This is a genomic window from Collinsella sp. Sow4_D11 (assembly GCF_052116465.1).
Lineage (GTDB): Bacteria > Actinomycetota > Coriobacteriia > Coriobacteriales > Coriobacteriaceae > Collinsella.
Map to the genome: position 1 here is coordinate 84,320 of NZ_JBQKLA010000007.1, position 24,066 is coordinate 108,385.

The following is a 24,066-nucleotide window of genomic DNA, read 5'->3' on the forward strand; positions in this document are numbered from 1 at the left end:
TAAATTGATTGAAAAGAGTTTGTCATCCCTCATTCGGCGAACGGCAAAAACAAAGCCGCCGAGGCTTATATCCCCGACGGCATTACCCGGCGCTATCGACAAACCAAATGGATCCTACTGGCATCAAAATGCATGCGCAGCGTCTCGCCTGCTTGCGGTAGCTCGTCGACAGGCACGCCCACCTTGTTGACCTTCCACTGCAGGCGCGTGGGCGCATCGGCACGCGGAACGTCTAACAGCACCAGGCGCTCAAAACGCGAATCGCTCACTCGGGCCACGTGCAAATCATAGCTGTTGCGGCCCCGCTCGGCACGGTTGTCAACATGGAAGTAACTTGCGCGAATGCCCAGGTACACCACATTATCGGGAACCTCGCGACCCACGTTAAAGGTCATGCCCCAGTCGAGCGCCTCAACTTCCTCGGGCCCGATCTTTCGTGCGCGGCTTGTGTTCTTGCACCCCGTCAGGCGCAGTGCCGCCAGCGTCTGCGGACGGCGGACCACGTCCTCGACGGAGCCGATCTCCTCCACATGCCCGTTATGCATCACGCAGATGCGCTGGCAGAGGCGGCACGCTTCGTCGATGTCGTGACTCACGTAGAGCACGGTGCGGTTGCACACATCGAACAGGTCGAGCATGTTCTGCTCGAGTGCGCTCTTAAGATAGGAATCGAGCGCGCTCATAGGCTCGTCGAACATAAAGATGCCCGGATGCGCCGCCACCATGCGGGCGAGCGCCACGCGTTGCTGCTGCCCGCCCGAAAGGCGCGCGGGGTAGCGGTCGGCAAAATCGGCCAGGCCGAAAATGCCCAGATAGCGCTCCGCCAACCTTTTGCGCGCCGCGGCGTCGCCCGCGTCCTTTACACCGGCACATACGTTATCGGCCACCGTCATGTTGGGAAATAGCTGATAGTTTTGGAACAGCAGGGCGCATTTGCGCTCCTGGGGCGACAGGTTGATGCCCGCCGCCGAGTCAAAAAAGGTCATGCCGTTGACGACGATCTTGCCCTCGTCGGGCGTCTCCACGCCGGCAATGCAGCGCAACGTACAGCTCTTGCCGCAACCCGAGGCGCCCAGCAGCGCCACGCGCTCCTCGCCGGCCTCAAGCTGCATGTCGAGCGTAAACCCGGGATAGCGTTTTTTGATATCCAGAACGAGTGACATGGCCTATCGACCTCCCTGCAAAGCGGCATCATCGCGCATGAGCTCGACCAGTGCCTCGCGATCGATACGCAAGGCATCGCCGCCCGCCGGATCGAGCGAATCGCCCTGTCCAGCGAGATCTTTGGCCTGCTTGCGCTCCGCACGGGAAAGGCCCCGTTCGCGATACTTTTGCGAATGAGCGGTGTACATATTGATGAACAGAATGACCAGGAAGCTGAACGCAATTACAACCACGACCCAAAAGAGGGCCACCGACGTGTTGCCGCCCATCCACTCAAAGTAGATGGCGATGGGAATAGTCTGCGTAATGCCGGCGTAGTTGCCCGCAAAGAACAGGGTGCAGCCAAACTCGCCCATCGCGCGGGCAAAGGCGAGCACCGTGCCGGCGGCGATGGAGGGCCAGCCGAGCGGCATCATGAGCTTGGCAAAGATACGACGTTCGGACCATCCCAGCGTGCGCGCCGCATCGAGCATCTGCGTGTCGAGGCTCTCGAAGGCACCAAGTGCCGTACGGTAGACAAGGGGAAACGACACCACCACGGCAGATATCACCGCCGCCGGCCACGTAAAGACAATCGAGATGCCGTGCGCGATGAGCCACTGGCCCACCCCGGTCGAGCGGCCAAACAGCATGAGGAGCAGAAAGCCGCAGACCGTGGGCGGCAGCACCATAGGAATCGTAAAGACCGAATCGAGCAGGCCCCTGATGCGGCTCGAGGTACCCATAGTCTTCCACGCGGCGAACAGCCCCAGCGCAAAGGAGATCAGCAGGGCAAGGCCGCTCGTTTTTATGGACACCCAAAACGGGCGATAGTCGATGTCGCCCAAGAAGGCTGCGGCGCGCTCCGCCAGCGACGGCGGCACCGTCGTCGACACGTCCGCATACCGCACGAGGGCGGCGTTATCGCTCCACAGGACGCCGTCACCCAAATCTAGCTCGGCATTCGCGGCGTCGGCGGCATTCACTACCGTGTAGTAATCGCCGTTGCCGCCCTTCACCTTAAACTGATAGCGGTAATCGCTCTGAACCAGCGCGTTATCCGAGGTAAAGACCCATTCGAGATTAGAGTCCTCCAGCAACGCACCGCCCATGGAGTGCGACTTGTCGAGCCCCACGAGCATCTTCTTGAGCGCCTTTTGGTCATCTGCCTTTGAGATATCGAGCCCCGCGTCTTTGGCGGCATGGGCGTCGAGCCAGACCACGATGCTCTCAGGCGTCGTCACCGTCACGAGGGTCGTCTTCTTGTAGATAGGAAAACGGTAACCCTCGGGCTGACCCGCAAACGAACGGGCCGTGCCCTTGGCATTGCGCTCAAACGCGTTGAGGCCAAACCCGACGCCATCGATAAGCGCGGAATCTTCGGTCGCCTGGCGGCCATCGGCGGTGGTGAAGAGCGCCTCGGCCCGAGCAACCCCGGGCGGTGCGGTCAGCACGCACAGAACCGCAGCCAGCACGGCGAGCAGGCGAATCGTTTTCCTTGACACGGGCGACTCCTCAAACACAGGGCAGCGGCGCGCGGACACGCCGGTTCAATCAAAAGGGCGGGCGATCGCGAGAACGCCCGCCCTCAAGCATATCGTTATGCAGCGATGTTGCGAACTACGCGGAAAGCTCAAAGCCGTACTTAGCCCAAATCTTCTGGGCTTTCTTGTTGGTCAGGCAGAAGTCGATGAACGCCTTGGCCTCGTCGGCGTGCTCGGAGCTATCGGCGACAGCGCCGGGATACACGATGGGCTTGTGCGAGTCCTCGGGGCACACGAAGGTCTCCTCGATGCCGTCGTAGCGGAAGATATCGGAGCTGTAGACAAAACCGGCCACGCAGTCGCCCGTAGAGACGTAAGACGCAGCGGTGCCGACCTTGTCGGCCAGAGCCACCTTGTCGGCGAAATCGGGTGCATACTCGCCGTCGTCGCCCTCGGTGCCGGTGTAGAGGCCCACGGAGGCCAGGGCCTGGTTGGCGTACTTGCCAGCGGGAACGGTCTTGGCGTCGCCAATGGCGATCTTGCCGTCCAGGTTCGCGACGTCGGCGATGGCCTCGACCCTGGTGTCGGAGCCCTCGGCGCGAATGATCACGAGGTCGTTGACGAACATGTCCTCACGCGTGTCGGCGTCGACGAGCTCGGCGGCCTCGGCGTCATCCATGGTGCCCTTGGAGGCCGTGATGAGTACGTCGACGGCGGCACCGGCGCGCATCTGCTCGACAAGGTCGCCAGACGCCTTAAACTGCGTGTCGGCAAACGTGGTGCCGGTCTGGTCGGTATAGAGCTTCTGAACCTCGGGCAGGGCCTTCTCGAGCGAGTTGGCAGCAAAGACCTGCAGCTCGACAGCCTTCTTGGAAGATGCCTTAGCAAAACCGGCATCGGAGCCAGTCGGCCCAGACGTCTTGTTGCCGGAGCAGCCGGCAAGCCCAAGGCCGGCAGCGGCGACAGCAGAGAGCGAGACGAATCCGCGGCGAGAAACCGTATCGAACATGTTCAACCCTTTCGAAGGCTACGCCCGGGCACCCCGCCGCAAGCTTTATTCTGTTACTAGATTATACTTTTGCGCGAATAGTGTTTGTGATAAACATTTCTCGTCTAATAATTTTCCTTTACCGATAACCACGAGACGGCCCGCACTGTCGCTGCATAAAAAAGGCGGAGCAGCCCGTAAGGTCACTCCGCCGCAGGTAATGCGCTTATTTGGCGTGCCCGCCCCCCGCCGTCATTTGAGCTGCGTGCTCCAGCTGGTCGCTCACAGCCTCCCAGCTTTCGCGGGCCGCTTTCGTTGATCCCGGAAAGTTGATGACAAGCGTATGCCCACGCTGCATGCACACGGCGCGCGAAAGCATAGCGCGGCGCGTCTTGGTCATGGAGTACGCACGGATTGCCTCTGCAATGCCCGGTACATCGCGGTCGCAGACGGCACGCGTCGCCTCGGGCGTCACGTCGCGCATCGAAAGGCCCGTGCCGCCGCAGGTGAGCACGACATTGGCGTGGCACTCATCGGCCGCCTCCACAATGGCATCACCGATCTCGCTGACGTCGTCGCGCACGACCACATGTGAGGCGACCGTCCAGCCCTGCGCCGCGATGAGTTCCTCGAGCGCAGCACCCGCCTCGTCCTGGGCAAGATCGCGCGTATCCGAGCACGTCACAATCGATATCTTCAGCTCCATAGCATTCCTCCTATAGCACCGTGCCCTCAGGCAAGTCGACACGCACGACATCCACGACGTCGCCCGCCCTGAGGTCACACGAGCCTTCGTCAATACGCAGCAGGCAGTTGGCCCGCTGCATCGTGCCGAGCAGCGCCGAATTCTGCGTCTTGGCCTCGGTCACCAACAGCTCACCGGTCTCGGGGTCGCGCAAAACCGTGGCACGATCGAAGAAGCGGCGATGCTGTCGCTTCTTCACGCCGTGTGTGAGCTTCGCCTGCTGCACGGGACGCACGCCCTCGGCAAAGCCGCGCATCTTGCGGATCGCCGGGCGGGCGAGCATCTCAAAGCCCACATACGCCGCCGCGGGATTGCCCGAAAGTCCCAAATATGGCTTGCCCCCCAGCAGGCCAAACGTGATGGCCTTGCCGGGACGCATCGAGATGCGGTCGAACAGCACCTCGCCCTCGCGCCGAACGAGCGCCGTCACATAGTCGTAATCACCCGCAGAGGCGCCACCACTCGTAATGACAAAATCGCAGTCCTGCGCGGCGCGATGCACCAACTCGGCAATCGCCTGCTCATCATCGGGCGCAATGCCGTAGAACACGGGCTCGGCTCCTGCATCGAGCGCCTCGGCCATCAACGCCGACGAGTTGGAGTCGCGAATCTGCCCGCGCGCCGGCACGTTACTCGGTGCGACCAGTTCCGTCCCCAGCGAGATAATGCCCACGCGCGGAGCGGCATGCACCTTCACACTCGCATACCCGGCGCTCGCCAGCAAGCCGGCGCCCGCCGGAGCCACAACCTCTCCAGCGTACATCACGACGTCGCCAGCATGCGCTTCCTCAGCAGCCGATCGAACGTTCTCCCCCACCTTGGCCGGCGTCGAGAATCTCACACGCGAACCCTCGTTGCCGTCACCGTCGAGCACATCGACGATCTCGTACTTCACCACGGCATCGGCACCTTCGGGTACCGGCGCGCCCGTCATGATACGAACCGTGTCGCCCGCGCCGATTGCGCCCCCAAACACATGGCCCGCCGCCTCGTGCCCCACGACAGAAAGCGTCACGGGCGCATCGGTGGACGCTTTGGCGAGGTCGACGGCGCGCACGGCATATCCGTCCATAGCGCTGTTGGCAAACGGCGAAATGTCGATATCGGCCACCGCGTCCTCGGCCAAGGGAAGGCCGGCGGCCTGCCACACGGGAATCTCGACGAGATCGGTCGGAGCAACGTGCGACAGAACAATCGACTGCGCGTCCTCCAGCGGAATGAGTTTCTCTGCCATATGCACCTCTTAATGCCACAGCGCACAACGGGGGCGCCAATTCTTTATGCTTGTCTCAGTATAATCCCCTGCCGCACGACGGCGAAACGACCCACGTTCTCGAATACATCTGTCGGCCGCAAGCCGCGAAACAGAACCGAAACCAACCTGCCGGTTTGTCACGTTTGGCACGTTCTATAATGCTCGTGTTGCAACCTAAAAGAGGACCGCATGGCTTTTACCGACAAACCCGAAAGCGCAAACGAGGCGCAGGATCATTCCCAGTCGCTCGACAACGGCGGCTTTTTCTCCCTGAACGACGTCATCATGGCAGGCAGGCAACAGCTCACCCGCTCCGAGCATCTCTTGGCTGCCGACACGCGCCGCAATGCCCACAACCTACTCGCGAGCGCTAAGTTGCTCGTGCTCGTCGTCATCGTCTCGCTCGCCATGGGCGTTGCCGCTTGGGCGTTTTTGGCCTCGTTGAATATCGCGACCGACTATCGCGAGCACCATACGTGGATTTACGCGCTGCTTCCCGTTGTGGGCGTTGCCACCGCATGGGCGTACAAAAACCACGGTCTTGCCGCCAAACGCGGTAACAACCTGGTCATCGACTCCGCTCTGGGCACACGCCTCATCCATAAGCGCATGGCCGTCCTCACCTTCGTCTGCTCCACGCTCACGCACCTAACGGGCGGATCGGCCGGTCGCGAGGGAGCCGCGGTGCAGATTGGCGGCACCATCGCCAGCAACATCTCAAGCCTCGCCCACCTCAAAAAGCATGACCACCACGACCTCATGCTCGCCGGCATCTCGTCGGCCTTTGGCGCCGTATTCGGTTCGCCCCTTGCCGGAGCTTTCTTTGGCATGGAGATGTGCTTTATCGGCAAGATCGACTACACCGCAGGGATCTACTGCCTGGTCGCCTCGTTTACCGGCTACTTTACATCACTCGCCCTGGGTACCGAGTACGAAGCGAATGCCATCGCCAGCGTTCCCGCCATGACGCCCAAAACGGTCGTTATCGTTGTTATCAGCGCCATTATCTTCGGTCTGACGGCACGCCTCTTTGCCTGGTCGGTTCGAACCGTCAAGAGCCTGTACGGTCGCTTTATCACCAATTACCTCGTTCGCGCACTTATAGGCGCACTCGTGGTTTTGGCTGTCTATGCCCTCCTCGACGCCTGGGACTACGCCGGCCTTTCCACGTGGCTTTCGGGCGCCGGGTTTGCCGGCAACACCACCCTCGCCGACGCCGCCATCAAGCTCGTCGTAACGGCACTCACCCTGGGTGCCGGTTTCCAAGGCGGCGAGGTCACGCCCCTGTTTGGCATCGGTGCGGCACTCGGTGGCTGGATCGGTTGCCTTACCGGGCTCGACCCCAGTTTTCTGGCGGCTCTCGGCATGCTCGGCGTGTTCTGTGCCGGCCTTAACGTGCCCATCACCACCTGCATGATGGCCATCGACCTGTTCCACGGCACGGCCGCCGGGTTCTTTGTCATCGTGGCCTTTATCAGCTATCTCGCCGGCGGACACCGCGGCGTGTACCCTGCCCAGCGCATCATCTCACCCAAGCGCCGTTCGCTTATAGTGGATGAGGGCGGTACGGTAGCGGATGCTATCGAGCGCCACAACGACCTGATAGAGTAGACGTAAGTATTCGCCGTGCAGCCACAATCGGGGGGCAATTCGACCCGAGCGCGACCGCACCGTCACGCCATATGCCGGGAGTCGCCCATGCACGCAACTGATTTTGGTCGCACGCTCATCATCGCCAACCCAGCCGCCCAATCGGGTGCGGCGCGCGAAGTTGCCGAGCGCCTGCAACGCTTTTTGGACATGACTGCACGCGCATCCCAGTTTGACCTGGTATTGACCGAGCGTATGGGGCACGCCAAGGAGCTGGCCGCACAGGCTCAGGGCTATCGCACCGTTATCGCCCTTGGCGGCGACGGCGTGATCCACGAGGTCGTCAACGGGCTTATGGCACAAAAGGAGGACCCCCGCCCCGCTCTTGCCATCCTACCCGTGGGTTCCGGCAACGATTTTGCCCAAACGCTCGGTATAGAAGATTTCTCCGGCAAGGATTTTGGCGCGCTGCTCACCTGCGAGCTGCAGCGTCAGGACATCGGTCGCATTCGCTCATGGAACCCTGCAAGCGGTAGCGGCGAGGCTTCCGTTGAGTACTACGACCAGACGCTCTCCGTCGGTATTGACGCCGCCATCGGCCTGGGCACCACCGAGCTGCGCAAAAAGACGGGCCTCACCGGTGCTCCGCTCTACACCCTCTCGGGACTTGAACAGTTTGGCCTGCGCTATCGCAACTACCCCATGACAGTCAGCTTTGACGGCGCGCCCGCCGAGCGCGTGAGGGCGATCATCATGGCGATTCAGCTGGGCCCCACGTATGGCTCGGGCTATCGCATCTGTCCCGACGCCGACCCGTGCGACGGCATGCTCGACGTTTGCTACGCCTGCGGCCCCGTTCCGCGCGCGGTCGCGCTTCCCATGTTCCTTTCGGCCAAGGACGGCCACCATACCAAGTTGCCGCCGGTTTGCATGCGCCGCTGCCGCCATGCCGAGCTCACCTTTGGGGAGCCCGACTACCCCATCCAGGCCGACGGCGAACCTGTTATCGCCTCGCGCATCGAAGTCGACATCCTACCCGGCGCCCTCCAAGTCTGGCGTCCAACCCGCTAACCACCCCTAAGTTGCGGTGAAATAGGGACTGTTTATGCAGGTAAAGCCGCAAAACAGCCCCTATTTCACCGCAACTTATCGAGAAGATCACTCCTCCCCGCCCGGCTTGCGGCGGTTGGCCTTTTTAATGGCGTTGAAGTGCTTGTCATTAAGTCTGCGCTGGCGAGAGCGCTGAGGCACCTTGGTCTTTACGCGTCGACGCGGTGGACGCCCGCGACGCTCAAGCTCAGCGCGCAGCTTACGCAAACAGCAGCTACGATTTTGGAACTGGCTGCGACTCTCGCGCGCCGTCACGGTAATCCCCGTAGGGATATGTTTCATGCGCACCGCCGAGTCCGTCGTGTTCACGCCTTGCCCGCCCGGGCCCGTCGCGCGAAACACCTGCACCTCGCAATCGCGCGCCAGCTCCTCGACCGACATCTCGGCATAGCGCGCATACTCACGCCATCCCATCGTGTTCTCATCCATATCAACACCTCCCCTCATACAAAAAATGTGACAAAGGGACAGTCCCTTTGTCACATCGCATACCAATCGCTTGTGTTGCGCGCTTAGGCGAAGGTGATCTCGCCGTTCTCACAGTCCATATCGGCGATACGGGCCAGGCTCTCAACACGGAAGCCGCGCTCGCGGAGCTTATTGCCACCGCCCTGGAAACCCTTCTCCACCGCAATGCCAATGCCGGCAACCTCTGCACCCGCGGCCTCGCAGATCTTGATAAGACCCTCGAGCGCGCATCCGTTGGCCAGGAAGTCGTCGATAATCAGGACCTTGTCGCCCTCGGACAGGAAGCGCTTGCCAACGATGACCGGGTACTCCTTCTGCTTGGTAAAGGAGTAGATGGTCGTGGCATACTGCTCGCCGTCGAGGTTGATGGACTGCGCCTTCTTGGCAAAGACCACCGGCACGCCGCCAAAATGCTGGGCTGCAATGCAAGCCATGCCAATGCCCGAAGCCTCGATCGTAAGGATCTTGTTAATCTCGACATCCTCGAACAGACGGGCCCACTCGGCGCCCATGTGGTCAAACAGTTCAACGTCGCACTGATGGTTGAGGAAAGCATCAACCTTAAGGACATTACCGGCCTTTACGATGCCGTCATGGCGAATACGGTCCTCAAGCTCCTGCATGGCGCAACCCCTTCTCGCGGCAACGATACCGCGCGATTAATAAACATTGCTCGATAGTCTACCACGGTCCGACCCCCGCCCGCCCCACAAGCCGCATCGCACCACAAAGCCGCAGGCAGACACACCGAGCTTACCAGCTGAATGCGATCGAGGCCCACGCCCAGCCCCTTTTGCATCACGGGCAGCGCCACGGTCACGACGGTCGAATCCAGACACACCATAAACGTCATGATGAGCACCGTAAACAGAATCGCCCATTTGTTCTTGCCATGGGTGTCTCCCTCAACAGCGATGTGTTCGCGGCGCAGTTGCTCTGCGGTTTTCTCCATATCCATCCTTTCGAGTGGCGCAACACAAAAACGGGGCCCCAATCGCCTGCAAACAGTCGCGATTGGGGCCCCGCCTACGGTATCGGAGCTAAAGGTCGCCGAAGCTATCTGCCGGCATCGGCGCCTTGCACGAACGCTAGCCTAGCACTGCTCGAGCGCCTGCTCAAGGTCGGCAATCAGATCGGCCGTGTCCTCGAGGCCGCACGACAGGCGCACCATGTCGGCGGAGATACCACAGGCGATAAGCTCCTCATCGTTCATCTGGCGGTGCGTGGCGTTAGCGGGATGCAGGCAGCAAGTGCGGGCGTCGGCCACATGCGTGGCGATCTGAGCGAGCTTGAGGCTCTTCATAAAGGTCTCGGCCGCCGCGCGACCACCGTTAAAGCCAAAGCTCACAACGCCGCAGGTACCGTTGGGCATGTACTTTTGAGCTAGGTCATAGTACTTGTCGCCCTCCAGACCCGGATAGCTCACGAAGCGCACCTTGGGATGGCTCTGCAGGAACTTGGCAACAGCCAGGCCGTTCTCGCAATGACGCGGCATGCGCACATGCAGGCTCTCGAGCGAGCTGTTCAGGAAAAACGCCGCCTGCGGGTTCTGCATGGGGCCGAGGTCGCGCATGAGCTGAGCGGTTGCCTTGCTAATGAAGGCGCCCTCGCGACCGAACTTCTCGGCATAGGTCACGCCGTGGTAGCTCTCATCGGGCGTGGTGAGACCCGGGAACTTGTCCGCATGGGCCATCCAATCAAACTGGCCGTGGTCGACGATCACGCCGCCCAGGCAGGCCCCATGTCCATCCATGTACTTGGTGGTGGAGTGCGTAACGATATCGGCGCCCCACTCAAAGGGACGGCACATCACGGGCGTCGGGAAGGTGTTGTCGACCATCAGCGGCACGCCGTGGTCATGCGCGGCCTTGGCAAAGCGCTCAATATCGAGCACGGCAAGGGCGGGGTTGGCGATCGTCTCGCCAAAGACGAGCTTGGTATTGGGCTCAAAGGCTGCCTCGAGCTCCTCATCGGTGCAATCGGGGGCAACGAACGTGCAGGTAACGCCCATACGACCCATGGTATGGGCAAGCAGGTTGTAGGTACCGCCGTAGATGGCCGAGCTTGCGACCACATGATCGCCGGCGCCGGCCACGTTAAAGATCGCGAGGAAGTTCGCAGCCATGCCCGAGCTCGTGAGCATCGCAGCGGTGCCGCCCTCCATCTCGCAGATCTTGGCGGCAACCAGATCGCACGTAGGGTTCTGCAGACGGCTGTAGAAATAGCCAGACTCCTCCAGGTCAAACAGCTTGCCCATGTGCTCGGACGTGTCATACTTCCACGTGGTGGACTGGTAGATGGGCACCTGGCGCGGCTCCGCATCTCCCGGGTGATAGCCGCCCTGAACACATGTCGTACCGATGGTCTGCTCGCTCATATCTAGCTCCCTTGCCTGGGTTACATTTTTATCCGGTTCACGATACCGCTACCCCGCACCCCTCTCAACCCATCCCCAAGGTAGGTTATGAGACAAATCAACCGGGGCATTTATCGCAGATCTTGGCATTTATTCGATAGATAAAAATGAGGCATACATGAGGCTTTCGATAAACAAATGCATCGGCAAGGGTACCATAGGCGAGTACACCGTTACCGAGGAGACAACGATGAAGCAAATCGATACTGCCCAGCTCGACATCACCGCCTGTCAGGCTCAGGCTGCCGAATACCACGCCCGTGGCTTTAACTGCGCACAGGCCGTCGCCTGCACGCTCGCACCCGCCGTCGGGCTCGACCCCCAGACCGCCTTTATCCTCACCGAGGGCTTTGGCGCCGGCATGGGCGGCATGACCGAGACCTGCGGCGCTATCTCGGGCGCCGTGGCCATCATGGGCTTTGTAATGAGCGACGGCATGGATAACCCCAAGACCAAGGGCCAGACTTACAAGCTGTCGCGCGAAATCGCCAAGCGTTTTAAAACGAAAAACACGACGACCGTCTGCGGCACGCTCAAGGGCATCGGATCGGACAATGGTCCGCTCCGCAGCTGCCCCGGCTGCATCGACGACGCCATCGAGATCGCCTGCGATGTGCTAAAGCAGCTCGCCGAGTAAACGGCGGCAACAGAAAACGACGGCCGGCGTGCTTGGGATTCATCCAAAAGCACGCCGGCCGTCGCCGTTAGAACTCGGCAAATTTGGGAACGCCGACCTCAATCTCCTCGCGCCCCGCCATAAGCTCGCGCATCTTAGCGCAAAAAGGCTCCTGCTCCCCCGCCTTAAACACCAAATGAATCGTCACGGCATCCGCGTAATCGGTATCCGAAACCTTGGCACCCGAATCCTGCGCCAAACGAAGCACCTGCTCATACTGCGGATAGGCCACGTGCACGTCAACAGGCACGACGCTCGTCATCTCAACGACCTGTCCTGCCTCCTGAGCAGCTGCCACCGCCGCCTGCGTCGCCGCGGTATAGGCGCGCACCAAGCCACCGGGCCCCAACAGCGTGCCGCCAAAATAGCGCGTCACCACGCAGCAAACATTTTTGAGCCCAGCGCCGCGCAACACCTCGAGCGTCGGCATGCCGCTCGTGCGGCTCGGCTCACCGTCGTCACTCTGACGCTCGCGTCCATCGACCAAAATCCACGCGGGAACATTGTGTCGAGCGTCGTAATGACGCTTGCGAACCATCTCGATGAAGGCATTCGCCTCATCCTCGGATTCAATATGGACCAGTTGGGCAATAAACCGGCTCTTGCGATCCACAAACTCGCCAGAAGCCTCAATATTCGATCGCAGAGTAAAGTAGCTGTCCAACAAAGCCCCTCAACAAAACTAAGCACGGCAACAAACAGCCTCAATAATACGGCAAAGACAGCACCGTTGTCCTCGCCAACAAGAGCGAAAACGCCAATGATGCCGTCACCAACAGCGAGAACCCGTCAGCGCGAGCAAGGTGCCTTGAAAGACGAGATTGCAACAGAAATGAGGCTGCCGATGACCAGGCAAAAACAGCGAGATGCCAAGAACGGAACCGCCGATGATTCCGTCAACGAAAGCGAGAACCCGTCAGCGCGAGCAAGGTGCCTTGAAAGACGAGGGCATTGACCTTATGGTCATGCCCGAAGGCTTGAAAGGCAGATTGTCGCGCTGACGGGTTCGCAGCGTCAACAAAGTGCCGAGTGGGCCGATAAGCCGGGTTCTGTCGTGAACGGTCATTTATCTTGTCTGCACGTTACCGTGCAGCTCCACGCACGCTACCCGAACGCGGACCGGGCCGGCCCATAGCGTTCCTATTCGCGCTTGCTCCGGATGGGGCTTGCCAAGCCGCCGTGTTGCCACGACGCTGGTGGTCTCTTACACCACCGTTTCAGCTTTTCCCTCTACGCCTTGCGGCGCAGGTGGGAGTCTTCTTTTCTGCGGCGCTTTCCGTCGGATCACTCCGCCCGGCCGTTAGCCGGCATCCCGCCCTCTGGAGCCCGGACTTTCCTCACGCGTGCCGCAAGCAGCACATCGCGCGACCGTCTGGCCCACTCAGCAGTGCAAGAGTGTAACACACCGTTGCCGCAGGCAAAGGCACAACACAAGCGTTCGACACGATATACCAAGAACCATGCCATGCAGTACAATAGGGTTGTCGATGGGCAACGTCGCCAGTCGAGACGCGACCGCGCTCCGCACCCCTCCGTCTACTCGGTGCGTTCCCGCCTCCTCCCCGAGGCGGGATGTCGGCATTTTCATGCACCGACAACCCAATAGCCTGTGAACAGCCAGGACAGCATTGCGCACGAGTAGCATTGCGCACCTCACCGGCAAACGCAAAAAGGGACCCGTCCATTGCGGACGGATCCCTTAAAGCAAGTGATCGTCAAACCGATTTACTCGGCGTCGGTCTCCTCGTCCTTCTTCTCGGAAGGCAGCGGGGTAACCTCGATCTCGACGCCCAGAGTCTCAGCGGCGGACTTCATAGACAGGGAGATACGACGACGGTCGAGGTCGATCTCCATGACCTTGACCTGAACCTTGTCGCCCACGTGGGTGACCTGAGAAGGCTGGTCGACGTGCTTGTTGGCCATCTCGGAGATGTGCACCAGGCCCTCGATGCCCTCGCCCAGATCGACGAAAGCGCCAAACGGGACAAGCTTGGTCACAGTGCCCTCGACGATAGCGCCGACGGGGTACTTCTTGACCAGTGCGCGCCACGGATCCTCGGTGGTCTGCTTGAGACCCAGGGAGATGCGCTCGCGGTTGAGATCGACGTCGAGAACCTCGACCTCGACCTCCTGGCCGACCTTGACAACCTCGGAAGGATGGTTGACGTGGTTCCAGGAGAGCTCGGAGATGTGGATGAGACCGTCGATACCGCCGAGGTCGACGAAGGCGCCGAAGTCGACGATGGAGGAAACGGTGCCCTGGAGACGCATGCCAGACTTGAGCTTGGACAGGATCTCGGAACGCTCGGCCTTACGGGACTCCTCAAGCACGACGCGACGGGAAAGAACGACGTTGTTGCGGTTGCGGTCCATCTCGATGACGCGGGCCTCGATGCGGGTGCCCATGTAGGAGGTGAGGTCCTTGACGCGACGGAGGTCGACGAGGGAAGCGGGCAGGAAGCCACGCAGGCCGATGTCGAGGATCAGGCCGCCCTTGACAACCTCGATAACCTCGCCCTCGACGTTCTCGCCGGAGTTGAACTTCTCCTCGATGCGGTTCCAAGCACGCTCGTACTCGGCACGCTTCTTGGAAAGGACCAGACGACCGTCCTTGTCCTCCTTCTGGAGAACCAGGGCCTCGATGGAATCACCGAGTGCAACGATGTCTGCAGGGTTAGCGTCCTTGCGGATGGACAGCTCGCGGACCGGGATAACGCCCTCGGACTTGAATCCGATGTCAACGAGCACCTCGTCATGCTCGATCTTAACGACAGTACCGTTAACGAGATCGCCCTCATCAAAGTCGGTAATCGTACCGTCGATGAGGTTGTTCATCTCCTCCTCGTTGACATCGTCAAGAGAGAAAATGGACGAGTTCTGAATCTCACTCAAAGGTGGACCCCTTTCGAACTACGGGGCCCCGATTGCTAGGACCTACAGAAGGGTGCGACAAGCACACAACGTTTAGGAACACTCGGGAGCCGACAGATACTAATGTGACGCTTATGCAATCACGTTCGTATAGGTTACGTGGAAATCACTTCGATTTCAAGCGTGAACTGCGATTTTTTACTCGTATGGAGACTTTTTCGCAATCTTGTGAACGACCGTCTCCATAAGTTGACGATAAGCAGTTGAGTATACGGCTTTGGGGTAAAGTATCCGGAGCCCACGTTCTAAACGATTTTTCGAGAAAGGTGCCCGCGTGCTCAAAGCAGTCGTTTTCGATATGGACGAGACGCTTCTCAGCATCAATCTCAACGCGTTTATCCTTCGCTATTTTAAGGATGTCTCGTCAATGCTCGCGGATATCGGACGATGCAGCCGCGGTGGTACGATGGCACGCCTCGGCACCATCCTGGTCGACCTCAACGCCAATCGCCGAAGCGGCACGGACAATCGCACCAATCTTGAGTTTTACCGCACCGAGGTCGAGCGCAGGTGCGGCATCTGCCTCTCGGACCCACTCATCTATGAGGCTTTTACCTACTATGAACGCGAAGTTCTCCCGTACAAGAATGACGATGCCATCAATGCCCACGCCATGCCGGGTGCGCACGCCGCGCTTCAAGCCGTACAGGACGCGGGGCTGCGCTGTGCGCTCTTCACCAACCCCAGCTTTCCCCAAGGGGCCATCGAGTGCCGCATGGGCTGGGGCGAGCTGACAGACGCGCCCTTCGAGCTCGTAACGCACATGGGCAACGCCACGCGCTGCAAGCCCGATGCCACATATTATCTAGGGCAGCTGCAGGTCATGGGGCTCGAGCCACATGAGGTTCTCATGGTGGGCAACGACCCCAAGCGCGATTTCCCCAGCCCCGCCTGCGGCATTCAAACCGCCTATGTGGGCCAAGGAAAGCCCGGCCGAGCCACCTGGCGTGGAACCATGGAAGACTTCGCCCGCGACTTTAACGCCGTAGTAGAAGCCTTCTACGAGCACCAAATAGCCGACGAACTAAGCTAGTCCCCAAATCAGGAATGGGGCGCACGTTTGCCCCACGCTTCGTTACGTGGGCAACGGCTTGAGGGCAAGATGCGATGCCCCAGTGTCCTAGGCCGTGATCATTTTGACGCGTTCGCCGATTTTGGAGTCGCGCCTGTCGGAAATAACAGTAAAGCCCTCCAGGTCGCACACCTTTACATTTGAAAACACGTGGAACTTGGAGCTATCGGCGAGTACGCAACTCGCTTGGGAATTCTGCATCACGATACGTTTTTTGATAGCCTCGGGATAACCTGGCGTCATGATGCCGCGGTCCTCGTCCACCGCATTGACACCTATAAACGCCCGGTCAAAGTACAGCTCGCGCAGCGCGCTCTCAACCATAGGACCGGTGAGCGAGCAGGTAACGGGGTTGAAGTCGCCGCCAATTACCACCACCTTAGCAGCAAGCTCGCCCGTAAACCGACATGCATAGCCGTTGGTGGTGTAGATAGTCACCGGCTTGTCGACGAGCAGGCTCAGGAGCGCCGTCGCGGTGGTACCGGAGTCGACAGCGAGATGAGACCGTCACGCCCGAAGACCCCGCTTTCGCCGCCGAGGAGCGCGCGGCGCACGCGGCCCATGAGGAGCGGCTCGAGCATATCGAGGGGCTCCTTCCCAAGAAGGGAAACGACCCTGCGGGACGACACGGCGAAAACCATCGTTGATTCCGGCAAGAGACGCCGTTTCTCTGGTAGCTTCATCTTCAACCAAGACCGACAATGCCGGCCAGGCACTCAACCCAAAAGGAGACAGCATGCCCAACGAGCTCAGCTATGAGGTCAGCCTCGAGCGCAGCAACCAGATCCGCGCCGACCTGCCGCAGCACCCCGAGAAGTACACCATGCTCACCGGCGACCGCCCCACCGGCCGCCTGCACCTCGGCCACTACTTCGGCACGCTCAAGAGCCGTGTCGAGCTGCAGGACATGGGCGTCCACACCAACGTGCTCATCGCCGACTACCAGGTCATCACCGACCGCGACAGCACCGACAACATCTAGGACAACGTCTACAACATGGTCATCGACTACCTGGCCTGCGGCCTGGACCCCGACAAGACGATGATCTACACGCACTCCGCCGTGCCCGCGGCAAACCAGCTCATGCTGCCGTTCTTGTCGCTCGTCTCCGAGGCCCTGCTGCAGCGCAACCCCATCGTCAAGGCCGAGATGGAGGCCAGCGGCCATGAGCTCACCGGCCTTTTGCTCACCTACCCCGTGCACCAGGCGTGCGACATCTTGTTCTGCAAGGGCAACGTGGTGCCGGTCGGGCGCGACCAGCTGCCGCACATCGAGCTCACCCGCACCATCGCACGCAAGTTCAACAACCGCTACGGCAAGGTGTTCCCCGAGGTCGACGCGCTGCTGTCCGATACGCCGCTGCTGCCCGGCCTTGACGGGCGCAAGATGAGCAAGTCCTACGGCAACGCCATCAACATCTCCATGACCGCCGAGGAGACGGCCAAGCGCATCAAGAAGAGCCAGACCGACGGCGAGCGCATGATCACGTTCGACCCCGAAGCCCGTCCCGGTGTGTCCGGCCTGCTCTCCACCGCCGCCATCTGCACCGGCCGCTCCGAGGTCGAGATCGCCGAGGAGATCGGCATGGGCGGCGCAGGCGCGCTCAAGAAGTACGTCACCGAGAGCGTGAACGAGCACTTCGCCCCCATCCGCGCGCGCCGCGAGGAGCTCGTGCAGGATATGGACTACGTCAAGGACGTCCTGCACGAGGGCAACCGCCGCGCTAACGAGGTCGCCGAGGCCACGCTCGCCGAGGTGCGCGAGGCCATGGGCATGGTGTACTAGCATGTACCGCCTTGTTGCAAGCGATATGGACGAGACCTTTCTCGACTCCAATCACGCCATCCCCGAGGCGAACATCCGCGCGCTCAAGCGCATGAAGGAGCTGGGGGTTCTGTTCGTCCCCTCAAGCGGGCGCTGGTACTCGTCCATCATGCACAATTTCGCGGCCGTCGATGCGTCGCTGCTCGAAGGCGGATACGTTCTGTCGTACAACGGCGGGTTTATCAACCGCGTGGGCGACCCCTGCCCGCTCACCACCTGCGGACTCTCGCGCGACTGTGCCGAGCAGCTCTATCAAAAGGGCCTTGAGCTGGGGCTTAGCATGCACATCAACGTCGCCGACGGACACGTCTTCGTGCCCGATGCGGACGACGACGAGCGTGCGTACCTCACCTCGATCAGCGGCGTGACGCATATCTCGAGCGCAGACCACCCCGACCTGTCCTTCCTGGATGGGCGCGACATCGTGAAGATCCTGTTTGTGAACAGGAACTTTGACGCGCTGCAGAAGCTCGGGGGCGATCTTGAGCCCCTGGCGCAGCGCCTTGGCGTCGAGATCACGTTCTCCTCGAAGCGCTACCTCGAGTTCATGCCCGCAGGCGTGAACAAGGGAGTCGGCCTGATGCGCCTGGCCGAGATGCTCGGTATCCCCATGAGCGAGGTCATCGCGGTGGGTGACTCCGCCAACGACCTCTCCATGATCCAGGCCGCCGGACTCGGCGTGGGCGTGGCGAACGTCACCGACGACGTGCGCCCCCACTGCGACGGCGCGCTCGAGACCACGGGCATGGACGGCGCGTTTGAGGAGCTTGTCGAGAGGTATTTGGAGGCGTAGCGCGTCCGCTGCTCGCGGGCGCGCCGATACCCGCGCACTGAAAGGTTTGTGATGGCTGATAGGAACCGCGAGGGCTTCTTCGGGAGCGTCTACGAGATGGTCGCACAGGTTCCCGCGGGCATGGTCGCCACCTACGGGCAGATCGCCAAGCTCGTCGGCGAGCCCAGGCGAGCCCGTTACGTGGGATATGCCCTGCACGTCAACCCTCAACCGGGCGTCATCCCCTGCCATCGCATCGTGTTTGCCGACGGCCGCCTCGCTGCGGGCTTCGCCTTTGGCGGACCTGAGGCGCAACGTGAGCTGCTCGAAGCCGAGGGTGTCGAATTTCTCGACGACGGCCGAGTCGACCTCACCCGGTACCGCTGGCCTGCGGGCGTGATGTAGGGACGCGAGGAGCGGCAGGCAGGCCCGGTCCCAGGCAGTGCCCATACCACCCGCGGTCATGCGCACCGTGAAGCACTCGAAGACGTCTGTCGCCTCGCGGCGCTCCCGCGCACCGCGGCGAGCGACCCACGCAACCAGCGGGCCGAAGACGAACACAGTCATTCCGACGCGCAGAATGGATTCGAGCAGATTACTCATAGGGGCCACCGCCTAGGGCTCTGGAGATTAACTGCAGGAAACGCTGCCAGAACGATGGGATGCGCACAACGTAAGGAGCCGCGTATCGGCAAGCGGCGGCATCGCAATCGCCCGGCGAACAGATGATGATCGGCGCCGGGCCAGACGAATTAAACAAAAGGGTGGTCGACGGCGCCCTCGCAGGCGCACCGTCGACCACCCTTCACGTCGCAGCGACCCTACGAGCCGTCCGAAACGAAACGCACTCCGCCAGAGCGCTACCCAATCTTGCGGATGCTCGGGATCGCCCAGGTGATGCCTGCTAGGATCACCATTGCAGCACCGATGAGCACGAAGCACGCGCTTACGCCGATGGCGTCCGCGAACAAGGTCGATGCGACGAGCCCCACGGGCATAGCCCAGCTGCAGACCGCTCCGTACAGACCGAAGACGCGGCCCATGCACTCGGGATCGACGCGCTCCTGCATGAGCGCCATCTGCGGCGCGCTGTACAGCGGACTCGAGACCCCCATCGCGAACGTAAGCCCCAGAAACACAACGAGCGCGGAAGGGGGCACGAGGCCGCCCGCGAGCGCGGCGGCTCCGATGAGGCCGATGGCCAGCGTGCACGAAAGAGCGCGGTTCTTAAGGCCACCCGTCGCCCCGATCCAGCCGCTCGCCGCGATCATGCCGACCGAGAACGCGATCTCCGCGATAGCCGACTGCGTAGTGGTGCCCCCAAAATGGTCGAACACCATGAGCGGGAACAGCGCGGATATGGGCGAGAACAGGACCGAGAAGGCGAAGCCGATCCAGAGCATGGCGAACAGACCGTGATGGCGTTTGAGCTCGCGGTACCCGTTGGCCGTCTCCAATAGGAAGGCCCGCACCGCGCGGTGCGACGCCTCGGCGTTCTCCTCGGGCGTATGGCGCTCGGGCGCCGGCGTCTTGATGCCGGAGGTCGCCACCGCGATGCTCGCGAGCACCGCCCCGGCGACATCGAGCGCGATCATGAAAGTCAGACCAAACGCCGGGTAGACCGCCGCGGCGATGGCGTTGCCGATGATATAGCTACCCGACTGCATGAACTGCAGCATGCCCGCCAGCTTGCCGAGCACCTCGGGCGGGGCGATGAGCGGTGTGAGCGCGTTGAAGGCGGGCGTATGGAGCGTGCTGCCCAGCGCACGGACGAACAGCACCGCCGCCACAACGGCGACAGAAAGGTCGCCCCGAAGCGAGCCGAAGACAAGCGTGAGGCTCACGGCCGCGATGAAGAGATCGGCGCCGATCATGAGACGCTTGATGGACGTGCGGTCCACGATGGTGCCCGCGAAGGCGCCGAGGAGCGCCATGGGCAAGAAGGCCGCCAGGCTCACGAACGACAGGGCGCTCGCGGAGCCGGTGGTGAGGGTGACGTGCCAGATGAGACCCATCTGCAGAATGGAGCTCGTGAGCACGGAGAAGAACTCGCCGATCCAGACGATGGCGAGCGAGCGCTTCCAAGAAGCGCAGGGGTTCGGTTGTGTCATGGAATAATCCTTTGATGCGATCGGTGGTATGCAGCGAAGTACCGGTCGCTCACGCGACCGTGGCTAGAGCCAAATGGAAGCAAGCATGGTGCAGCTCCCCTTTCCAAATCTAGAGGTAAACCTTCAGCCGTGAGTGGAGCTATTATAGGGACTTGCGAGCCAAGATGCAACAGGAAGACCTCTACGGAGCGTAGATGCCGGGCGCCCCGAACCACTTATGCCATGAGAGACGGCATCCGATTCTCCTTGACTTGGTCTCAATGTGATATCACAATGCAATCAGCAGTCGCACGGACTGCTCGGGGACTCGCCTCCTCCCCATCGCAATCTGGAGCGCGGCGCCGGGGACGTCACGCAAACGCCGGCGCAGTCGTGAAAGGAACTCACAATGAGCGTGGAAAAGCAACTCAAGGCCAAGTCGGGCTACGGCATGCTCGTCGCCGTGGCGGTGGCGCTCATCGCCATCATCGGCCTCTTTATCTGGAGCACCATCGGGCTCGCGAGCACGCCCGACGGCGTCGACGCGCCCGCAGTCTACGGATGGGGGCTCGGCCTCAGCATCCTCGCGTTTTGCCTGTGGTTCATCCCACTCAACGGATTCTTCTCGCTGCAGCCCGGCCAGGCGCGCGTGTGCATCCTGTTCGGCAAGTACGTGGGCACCGTCCGCGACGAGGGCTTCTTCTGGGCCAACCCGTTCTTTAGCAAGAGCATGGGCGGATCGGCCGGGATCGGCGAGATGATCGAGCTCGAGATGAGCGATTCCAAGGCCGCCAAGGCCGCGGCGCAGAAGGCCGCCAAGGGCAACCCCACCACCATCTCCACCCGCGTGCGCACCCTGAATGGCGAGCGCCTGAAGGTCAACGACAAAATGGGCAACCCCATCGAGATCGCAACCGTCGTGGTGTGGCACGTCGCCGATACCGCCAAGGCGCTCTTCGACGTCGACGACTACCAGAGCTATGTCGCCATGCAGGCCGAGACGGCGCTGCGCCACGTGGCGAGCGTGTACGCCTACGACCACCTGGAGGACGAGTCCGATGCCGCCGGCGCCATCACGCTGCGCGCCAATGTGGAAGAGGTCTCCGAAGCCCTGCGCCGCGAGCTCGCGATGCGCCTGGCGCCCGCCGGCGTCGAGGTCGACGATGCACGTCTCACGCACCTCGCCTACTCCCCCGAGATCGCCCAGGCGATGCTGCGCCGCCAGCAGGCCGAGGCCGTCATCGCCGCACGCAAGAAGATCGTCGAGGGCGCGGTCTCCATGGTCGACATGGCCGTGAAGGAGATGGCTGCCGGCGGCACCATCGAGCTCGACGACGAGCGCAAGGCGCAGATGGCCAGCAACCTCATGGTGGTGCTCTGCGGTGAATCCGAGGCGCACCCGGTGCTCAACGCAGGCTCGCTGTACTAACCCCAACACCAATGAGTAATTTGGGGACGGGTGCAAAATTGCACATTCGACAAGAAGGCACGTCATGGCACGCAAGCAGTATCCACTTCGTATAGACCCCGCTATCTGGGAGGCCGTCCAACGCTGGGCGGACGATGAGATGCGCAGCGCCAACGGTCAGGTGGAATGGATCTTGCGAGACGCCCTCAAACGCGCGGGAAGGCTGCCAAAGAAAGAGCCCTCGTTCAAGGGCACGCCCAAAGGCGAAGAGGGCTAAGCCGGGAAGACAGGGCTCGGCCGCTGCCGACGTCGGGGCAAAGCCGCGCTCTGCCTCGCCAGCGCCGAGGCAGAGCTGAGCCCCGCCGCTCCAAAGTCGAGCCGAGCGGCGGGGCCAACACCAACCCAAAGCAAGCTCGCCCCCTCTATACGCACCAACCGGTCCCCGGAGGCATCCGCCTTTGGGGACCGTTCTTTTCCCAGCTAGATGTCGTATATAAAGCCTTTTGACAGCTCGATTTTGCCCCGTGGGGGTCAAATATAAAGACCTTTGATGGTACGATGCTCGCGTCAATGACATGGTGGCTCTCGACAGGGGTCACCCCGACCCTCTAGGGAGCAAACGCATGGAGCTGGGCTCGCACATCAAGGAGCATCGCACGGAGCTCGGACTGTCCCAAGACGATCTGGCGGAGCGCATCTACGTGTCGCGCCAGACCATCAGCAACTGGGAATGCGGCCGTACGTATCCGGATGTCCAGAGCCTGCTGCTGCTTTCCAACGTGTTCGGGGTGACCGTGGACTCCCTCATCAAAGGAGATGTGGAAACCATGGCACAGGTAATGAACAAAGCGGTCAAGAAGTACAACGCCCTCTCCACAATCACGGTCGTGAGCGCGGTCGTGTTTTTGGTGCTGAGCGCGTGGGCGGCGTTCCAGTTCGAATGGGGCTGGGGCATGCACATCGCGCCCACCGCGGCGTTTGCCGCCGTGGCGCTCGTCGTGATGCTCGTGGCGTTCGTGTATATGGAACGCATGAAGAAGCAGCACGACCTCGTCACGTACCGCGAGGTGTTGGCGTTTAGCCGCGGCGAGCAGGTCGATCGCGACACGCTCGAGGGGCGCCGTGAGCGCGAGATGAACCCTTGGGTCAAGGGCACGCGCAACGCGGTGCAGATCATCATCGGCGCCATCGCCGGCGGACTGGTGGGCGTCGGCATCGGCATGCTCGCCAAGATGCTGAGTTAAAAGCGCGGGTACGCACCCGTTCCCCGAAATGGTATCCCCCTTAGCCCCCATTCTGAAGATGTATGCCAGAATGGGGGCGATTCCCGTTAGGAGGTGCCCCATGAACGTCACCGTACGCGCGTCCCTCATCGCATTGATCGCAATCGTTGGCGCCTGCTGGGCAATCCCCGTCCTCCTGGTGAGGGTCGTCCCATCCGATGCCGGCATGATCGCCATGATGACGCTGATCTACCTCGTGCTCCCCGTAACTGCGATCGCCCTCGGCCTGCTCGCCGCGAACTCCGCGAGGACGCTCTTCTGGATACCCGCGGCGCTCGGAATCGGATCCGCGCTCCTGTTTCCCCTCGCGGTCGAGGGCAGCCGGGACCTTGCGTTCCATGGGGTTGCCTATACCGCAATCGGCTACGCCGCCATGGGCCTGCGCACTTGGATGACTGCTCGACAACATCGCTAAGCCATCGCAGCAACAGTCATGCAGGTAAACCCCGTGCAAAACAGTTTTTGCAGCGCCCGGCAAGCCTTGCCGCATATGATGTACAACAGATTCGATAGCGCACCCGGCGTGTTCGCGGGACGCTCCTTCACGACCGGGAGGTGACGATGGACATCAGCAACCAGATCAAGACGCGGCGCGAGGCGATGGGGCTCTCCCAAGAACAACTCGCCGAGAAACTCTACGTGTCGCGTCAGACGATCAGCAACTGGGAGCGGGACAAGACGTATCCGGACGTCCAGAGTCTGCTCATGCTGAGCATCCTATTCGACACCTCCATAGACACGCTCGTGAAGGGAGACGTGACCGTTATGGAAGAGGCAGTCGAAAGAGATCGCAAGCGCATGGGAACGCGG

Annotated in this window: 25 protein-coding genes, 1 other RNA gene and 1 pseudogene; 13 read left to right on the plus strand and 14 right to left on the minus strand. The window is 61.5% G+C overall.

Annotated features, from left to right (window positions below):
- Positions 1 to 92: 92 nt before the first annotated feature.
- The 5 genes from ACTQ40_RS04780 to ACTQ40_RS04800 all read right to left on the minus strand — a co-directional run bounded on the left by ACTQ40_RS04780 (position 93) and on the right by ACTQ40_RS04800 (position 5,594).
- On the minus strand, positions 93 to 1,163 hold the full coding sequence (locus tag ACTQ40_RS04780; RefSeq protein WP_441563470.1) for a sulfate/molybdate ABC transporter ATP-binding protein: 1,071 nt from the start codon (positions 1,161 to 1,163) through the stop codon (positions 93 to 95).
- Positions 1,164 to 1,166: 3 nt separating this feature from the next.
- Positions 1,167 to 2,648 carry a molybdate ABC transporter permease subunit gene (modB, locus tag ACTQ40_RS04785; protein WP_441563471.1) on the minus strand — a complete coding sequence of 494 codons (1,482 nt, stop codon included), beginning with the start codon at positions 2,646 to 2,648 and terminating at the stop codon, positions 1,167 to 1,169.
- 115 nt (positions 2,649 to 2,763) lie between these two features.
- On the minus strand, positions 2,764 to 3,636 hold the full coding sequence (modA, locus tag ACTQ40_RS04790) for a molybdate ABC transporter substrate-binding protein (RefSeq protein ID WP_441563472.1): 873 nt from the start codon (positions 3,634 to 3,636) through the stop codon (positions 2,764 to 2,766).
- Positions 3,637 to 3,841: 205 nt separating this feature from the next.
- Positions 3,842 to 4,321, minus strand: coding sequence for a MogA/MoaB family molybdenum cofactor biosynthesis protein (locus ACTQ40_RS04795; RefSeq protein ID WP_427794485.1), 480 nt, complete (start codon positions 4,319 to 4,321; stop codon positions 3,842 to 3,844).
- A gap of 10 nt (positions 4,322 to 4,331) precedes the next feature.
- Positions 4,332 to 5,594, minus strand: a complete 1,263-nt coding sequence (locus ACTQ40_RS04800; RefSeq protein ID WP_441563473.1) for a molybdopterin molybdotransferase MoeA — start codon at positions 5,592 to 5,594, stop codon at positions 4,332 to 4,334.
- Between the two features lie 210 nt (positions 5,595 to 5,804).
- Here ACTQ40_RS04800 and ACTQ40_RS04805 point away from each other — a divergent pair, with 210 nt between their 5' ends.
- Positions 5,805 to 7,226 (plus strand): chloride channel protein, encoded by a 1,422-nt coding sequence (locus ACTQ40_RS04805; protein ID WP_441563474.1) that lies wholly within the window; start codon positions 5,805 to 5,807, stop codon positions 7,224 to 7,226.
- A gap of 87 nt (positions 7,227 to 7,313) precedes the next feature.
- A complete protein-coding gene (locus ACTQ40_RS04810; RefSeq protein ID WP_441563475.1) occupies positions 7,314 to 8,276 on the plus strand; it encodes a diacylglycerol/lipid kinase family protein in 963 nt (320 codons plus the stop codon).
- 87 nt (positions 8,277 to 8,363) lie between these two features.
- Here the strand turns inward: ACTQ40_RS04810 and ACTQ40_RS04815 are convergent, their stop codons facing one another.
- The 4 genes from ACTQ40_RS04815 to ACTQ40_RS04830 all read right to left on the minus strand — a co-directional run bounded on the left by ACTQ40_RS04815 (position 8,364) and on the right by ACTQ40_RS04830 (position 11,160).
- Positions 8,364 to 8,762, minus strand: coding sequence for a peptide chain release factor family protein (locus ACTQ40_RS04815; protein WP_427794717.1), 399 nt, complete (start codon positions 8,760 to 8,762; stop codon positions 8,364 to 8,366).
- A gap of 65 nt (positions 8,763 to 8,827) precedes the next feature.
- Positions 8,828 to 9,406 (minus strand): xanthine phosphoribosyltransferase, encoded by a 579-nt coding sequence (locus ACTQ40_RS04820; RefSeq protein ID WP_441563476.1) that lies wholly within the window; start codon positions 9,404 to 9,406, stop codon positions 8,828 to 8,830.
- Complete coding sequence (locus tag ACTQ40_RS04825; protein WP_441563477.1) at positions 9,364 to 9,735, minus strand: hypothetical protein; 372 nt, start codon at positions 9,733 to 9,735, stop codon at positions 9,364 to 9,366. Before ACTQ40_RS04825 ends, ACTQ40_RS04820 begins: the two co-directional genes overlap by 43 nt.
- A gap of 141 nt (positions 9,736 to 9,876) precedes the next feature.
- Positions 9,877 to 11,160, minus strand: a complete 1,284-nt coding sequence (locus ACTQ40_RS04830) for an O-acetylhomoserine aminocarboxypropyltransferase/cysteine synthase family protein (RefSeq protein WP_441563478.1) — start codon at positions 11,158 to 11,160, stop codon at positions 9,877 to 9,879.
- Positions 11,161 to 11,389: 229 nt separating this feature from the next.
- Here ACTQ40_RS04830 and ACTQ40_RS04835 point away from each other — a divergent pair, with 229 nt between their 5' ends.
- The gene (locus ACTQ40_RS04835) at positions 11,390 to 11,836 is read left to right on the plus strand and encodes a C-GCAxxG-C-C family protein (protein WP_154515321.1); all 447 of its coding nucleotides are present in this window, start codon (positions 11,390 to 11,392) and stop codon (positions 11,834 to 11,836) included.
- A 67-nt stretch (positions 11,837 to 11,903) separates the two neighbouring features.
- Here ACTQ40_RS04835 and ACTQ40_RS04840 read toward each other — a convergent pair whose 3' ends face one another.
- Positions 11,904 to 12,488, minus strand: a complete 585-nt coding sequence (locus ACTQ40_RS04840) for an IMPACT family protein (protein ID WP_441563480.1) — start codon at positions 12,486 to 12,488, stop codon at positions 11,904 to 11,906.
- On the opposite strand from ACTQ40_RS04840, the gene ACTQ40_RS04845 reads away from it, so the two are divergent.
- Positions 12,396 to 12,830 (plus strand): hypothetical protein, encoded by a 435-nt coding sequence (locus ACTQ40_RS04845; RefSeq protein ID WP_441563481.1) that lies wholly within the window; start codon positions 12,396 to 12,398, stop codon positions 12,828 to 12,830. The two genes, ACTQ40_RS04840 and ACTQ40_RS04845, sit on opposite strands and share 93 nt — an antisense overlap.
- Before the next feature lie 67 nt (positions 12,831 to 12,897).
- Here ACTQ40_RS04845 and rnpB read toward each other — a convergent pair.
- An RNA gene (gene rnpB / locus ACTQ40_RS04850) (RNase P RNA component class A) lies at positions 12,898 to 13,259 on the minus strand.
- A 341-nt stretch (positions 13,260 to 13,600) separates the two neighbouring features.
- A complete protein-coding gene (gene rpsA / locus ACTQ40_RS04855; RefSeq protein WP_154515317.1) occupies positions 13,601 to 14,767 on the minus strand; it encodes a 30S ribosomal protein S1 in 1,167 nt (388 codons plus the stop codon).
- A 313-nt stretch (positions 14,768 to 15,080) separates the two neighbouring features.
- On the opposite strand from rpsA, the gene ACTQ40_RS04860 reads away from it, so the two are divergent.
- Positions 15,081 to 15,839 carry an HAD family hydrolase gene (locus ACTQ40_RS04860; RefSeq protein WP_441056167.1) on the plus strand — a complete coding sequence of 253 codons (759 nt, stop codon included), beginning with the start codon at positions 15,081 to 15,083 and terminating at the stop codon, positions 15,837 to 15,839.
- An 87-nt stretch (positions 15,840 to 15,926) separates the two neighbouring features.
- On the opposite strand, the gene ACTQ40_RS04865 is transcribed toward ACTQ40_RS04860, so the two are convergent.
- Entirely contained in the window at positions 15,927 to 16,316 is a 390-nt protein-coding gene (locus ACTQ40_RS04865; protein WP_441048626.1) for a hypothetical protein, read from the minus strand.
- Positions 16,317 to 16,614: 298 nt separating this feature from the next.
- On the opposite strand from ACTQ40_RS04865, the pseudogene trpS reads away from it, so the two are divergent.
- The 3 genes and pseudogenes from trpS to ACTQ40_RS04880 all read left to right on the plus strand — a co-directional run bounded on the left by trpS (position 16,615) and on the right by ACTQ40_RS04880 (position 18,880).
- Positions 16,615 to 17,664: pseudogene (trpS, locus tag ACTQ40_RS04870) on the plus strand (tryptophan--tRNA ligase).
- A gap of 1 nt (position 17,665) precedes the next feature.
- The gene (locus ACTQ40_RS04875; protein WP_427719690.1) at positions 17,666 to 18,496 is read left to right on the plus strand and encodes an HAD-IIB family hydrolase; all 831 of its coding nucleotides are present in this window, start codon (positions 17,666 to 17,668) and stop codon (positions 18,494 to 18,496) included.
- A 51-nt stretch (positions 18,497 to 18,547) separates the two neighbouring features.
- The gene (locus ACTQ40_RS04880) at positions 18,548 to 18,880 is read left to right on the plus strand and encodes an MGMT family protein (protein WP_217750461.1); all 333 of its coding nucleotides are present in this window, start codon (positions 18,548 to 18,550) and stop codon (positions 18,878 to 18,880) included.
- A 455-nt stretch (positions 18,881 to 19,335) separates the two neighbouring features.
- On the opposite strand, the gene ACTQ40_RS04885 is transcribed toward ACTQ40_RS04880, so the two are convergent.
- The gene (locus tag ACTQ40_RS04885; protein ID WP_427719692.1) at positions 19,336 to 20,586 is read right to left on the minus strand and encodes an MFS transporter; all 1,251 of its coding nucleotides are present in this window, start codon (positions 20,584 to 20,586) and stop codon (positions 19,336 to 19,338) included.
- A 388-nt stretch (positions 20,587 to 20,974) separates the two neighbouring features.
- Between ACTQ40_RS04885 and ACTQ40_RS04890 the strand changes: the two genes are divergently transcribed.
- The 5 genes from ACTQ40_RS04890 to ACTQ40_RS04910 form a co-directional block, all read left to right on the plus strand.
- Positions 20,975 to 21,994: an SPFH domain-containing protein gene (locus tag ACTQ40_RS04890; RefSeq protein WP_117734981.1), complete on the plus strand. Its 1,020-nt coding sequence runs from the start codon at positions 20,975 to 20,977 to the stop codon at positions 21,992 to 21,994.
- A gap of 64 nt (positions 21,995 to 22,058) precedes the next feature.
- Positions 22,059 to 22,250 carry an Arc family DNA binding domain-containing protein gene (locus ACTQ40_RS04895; protein WP_117734980.1) on the plus strand — a complete coding sequence of 64 codons (192 nt, stop codon included), beginning with the start codon at positions 22,059 to 22,061 and terminating at the stop codon, positions 22,248 to 22,250.
- A 346-nt stretch (positions 22,251 to 22,596) separates the two neighbouring features.
- The gene (locus ACTQ40_RS04900; protein ID WP_427727582.1) at positions 22,597 to 23,217 is read left to right on the plus strand and encodes a helix-turn-helix domain-containing protein; all 621 of its coding nucleotides are present in this window, start codon (positions 22,597 to 22,599) and stop codon (positions 23,215 to 23,217) included.
- Positions 23,218 to 23,317: 100 nt separating this feature from the next.
- Entirely contained in the window at positions 23,318 to 23,671 is a 354-nt protein-coding gene (locus ACTQ40_RS04905; protein WP_427727584.1) for a hypothetical protein, read from the plus strand.
- Between the two features lie 146 nt (positions 23,672 to 23,817).
- Positions 23,818 to 24,066 (plus strand): helix-turn-helix transcriptional regulator (locus ACTQ40_RS04910; protein ID WP_441563479.1); only part of this gene is annotated, 249 nt, incomplete at its 3' end.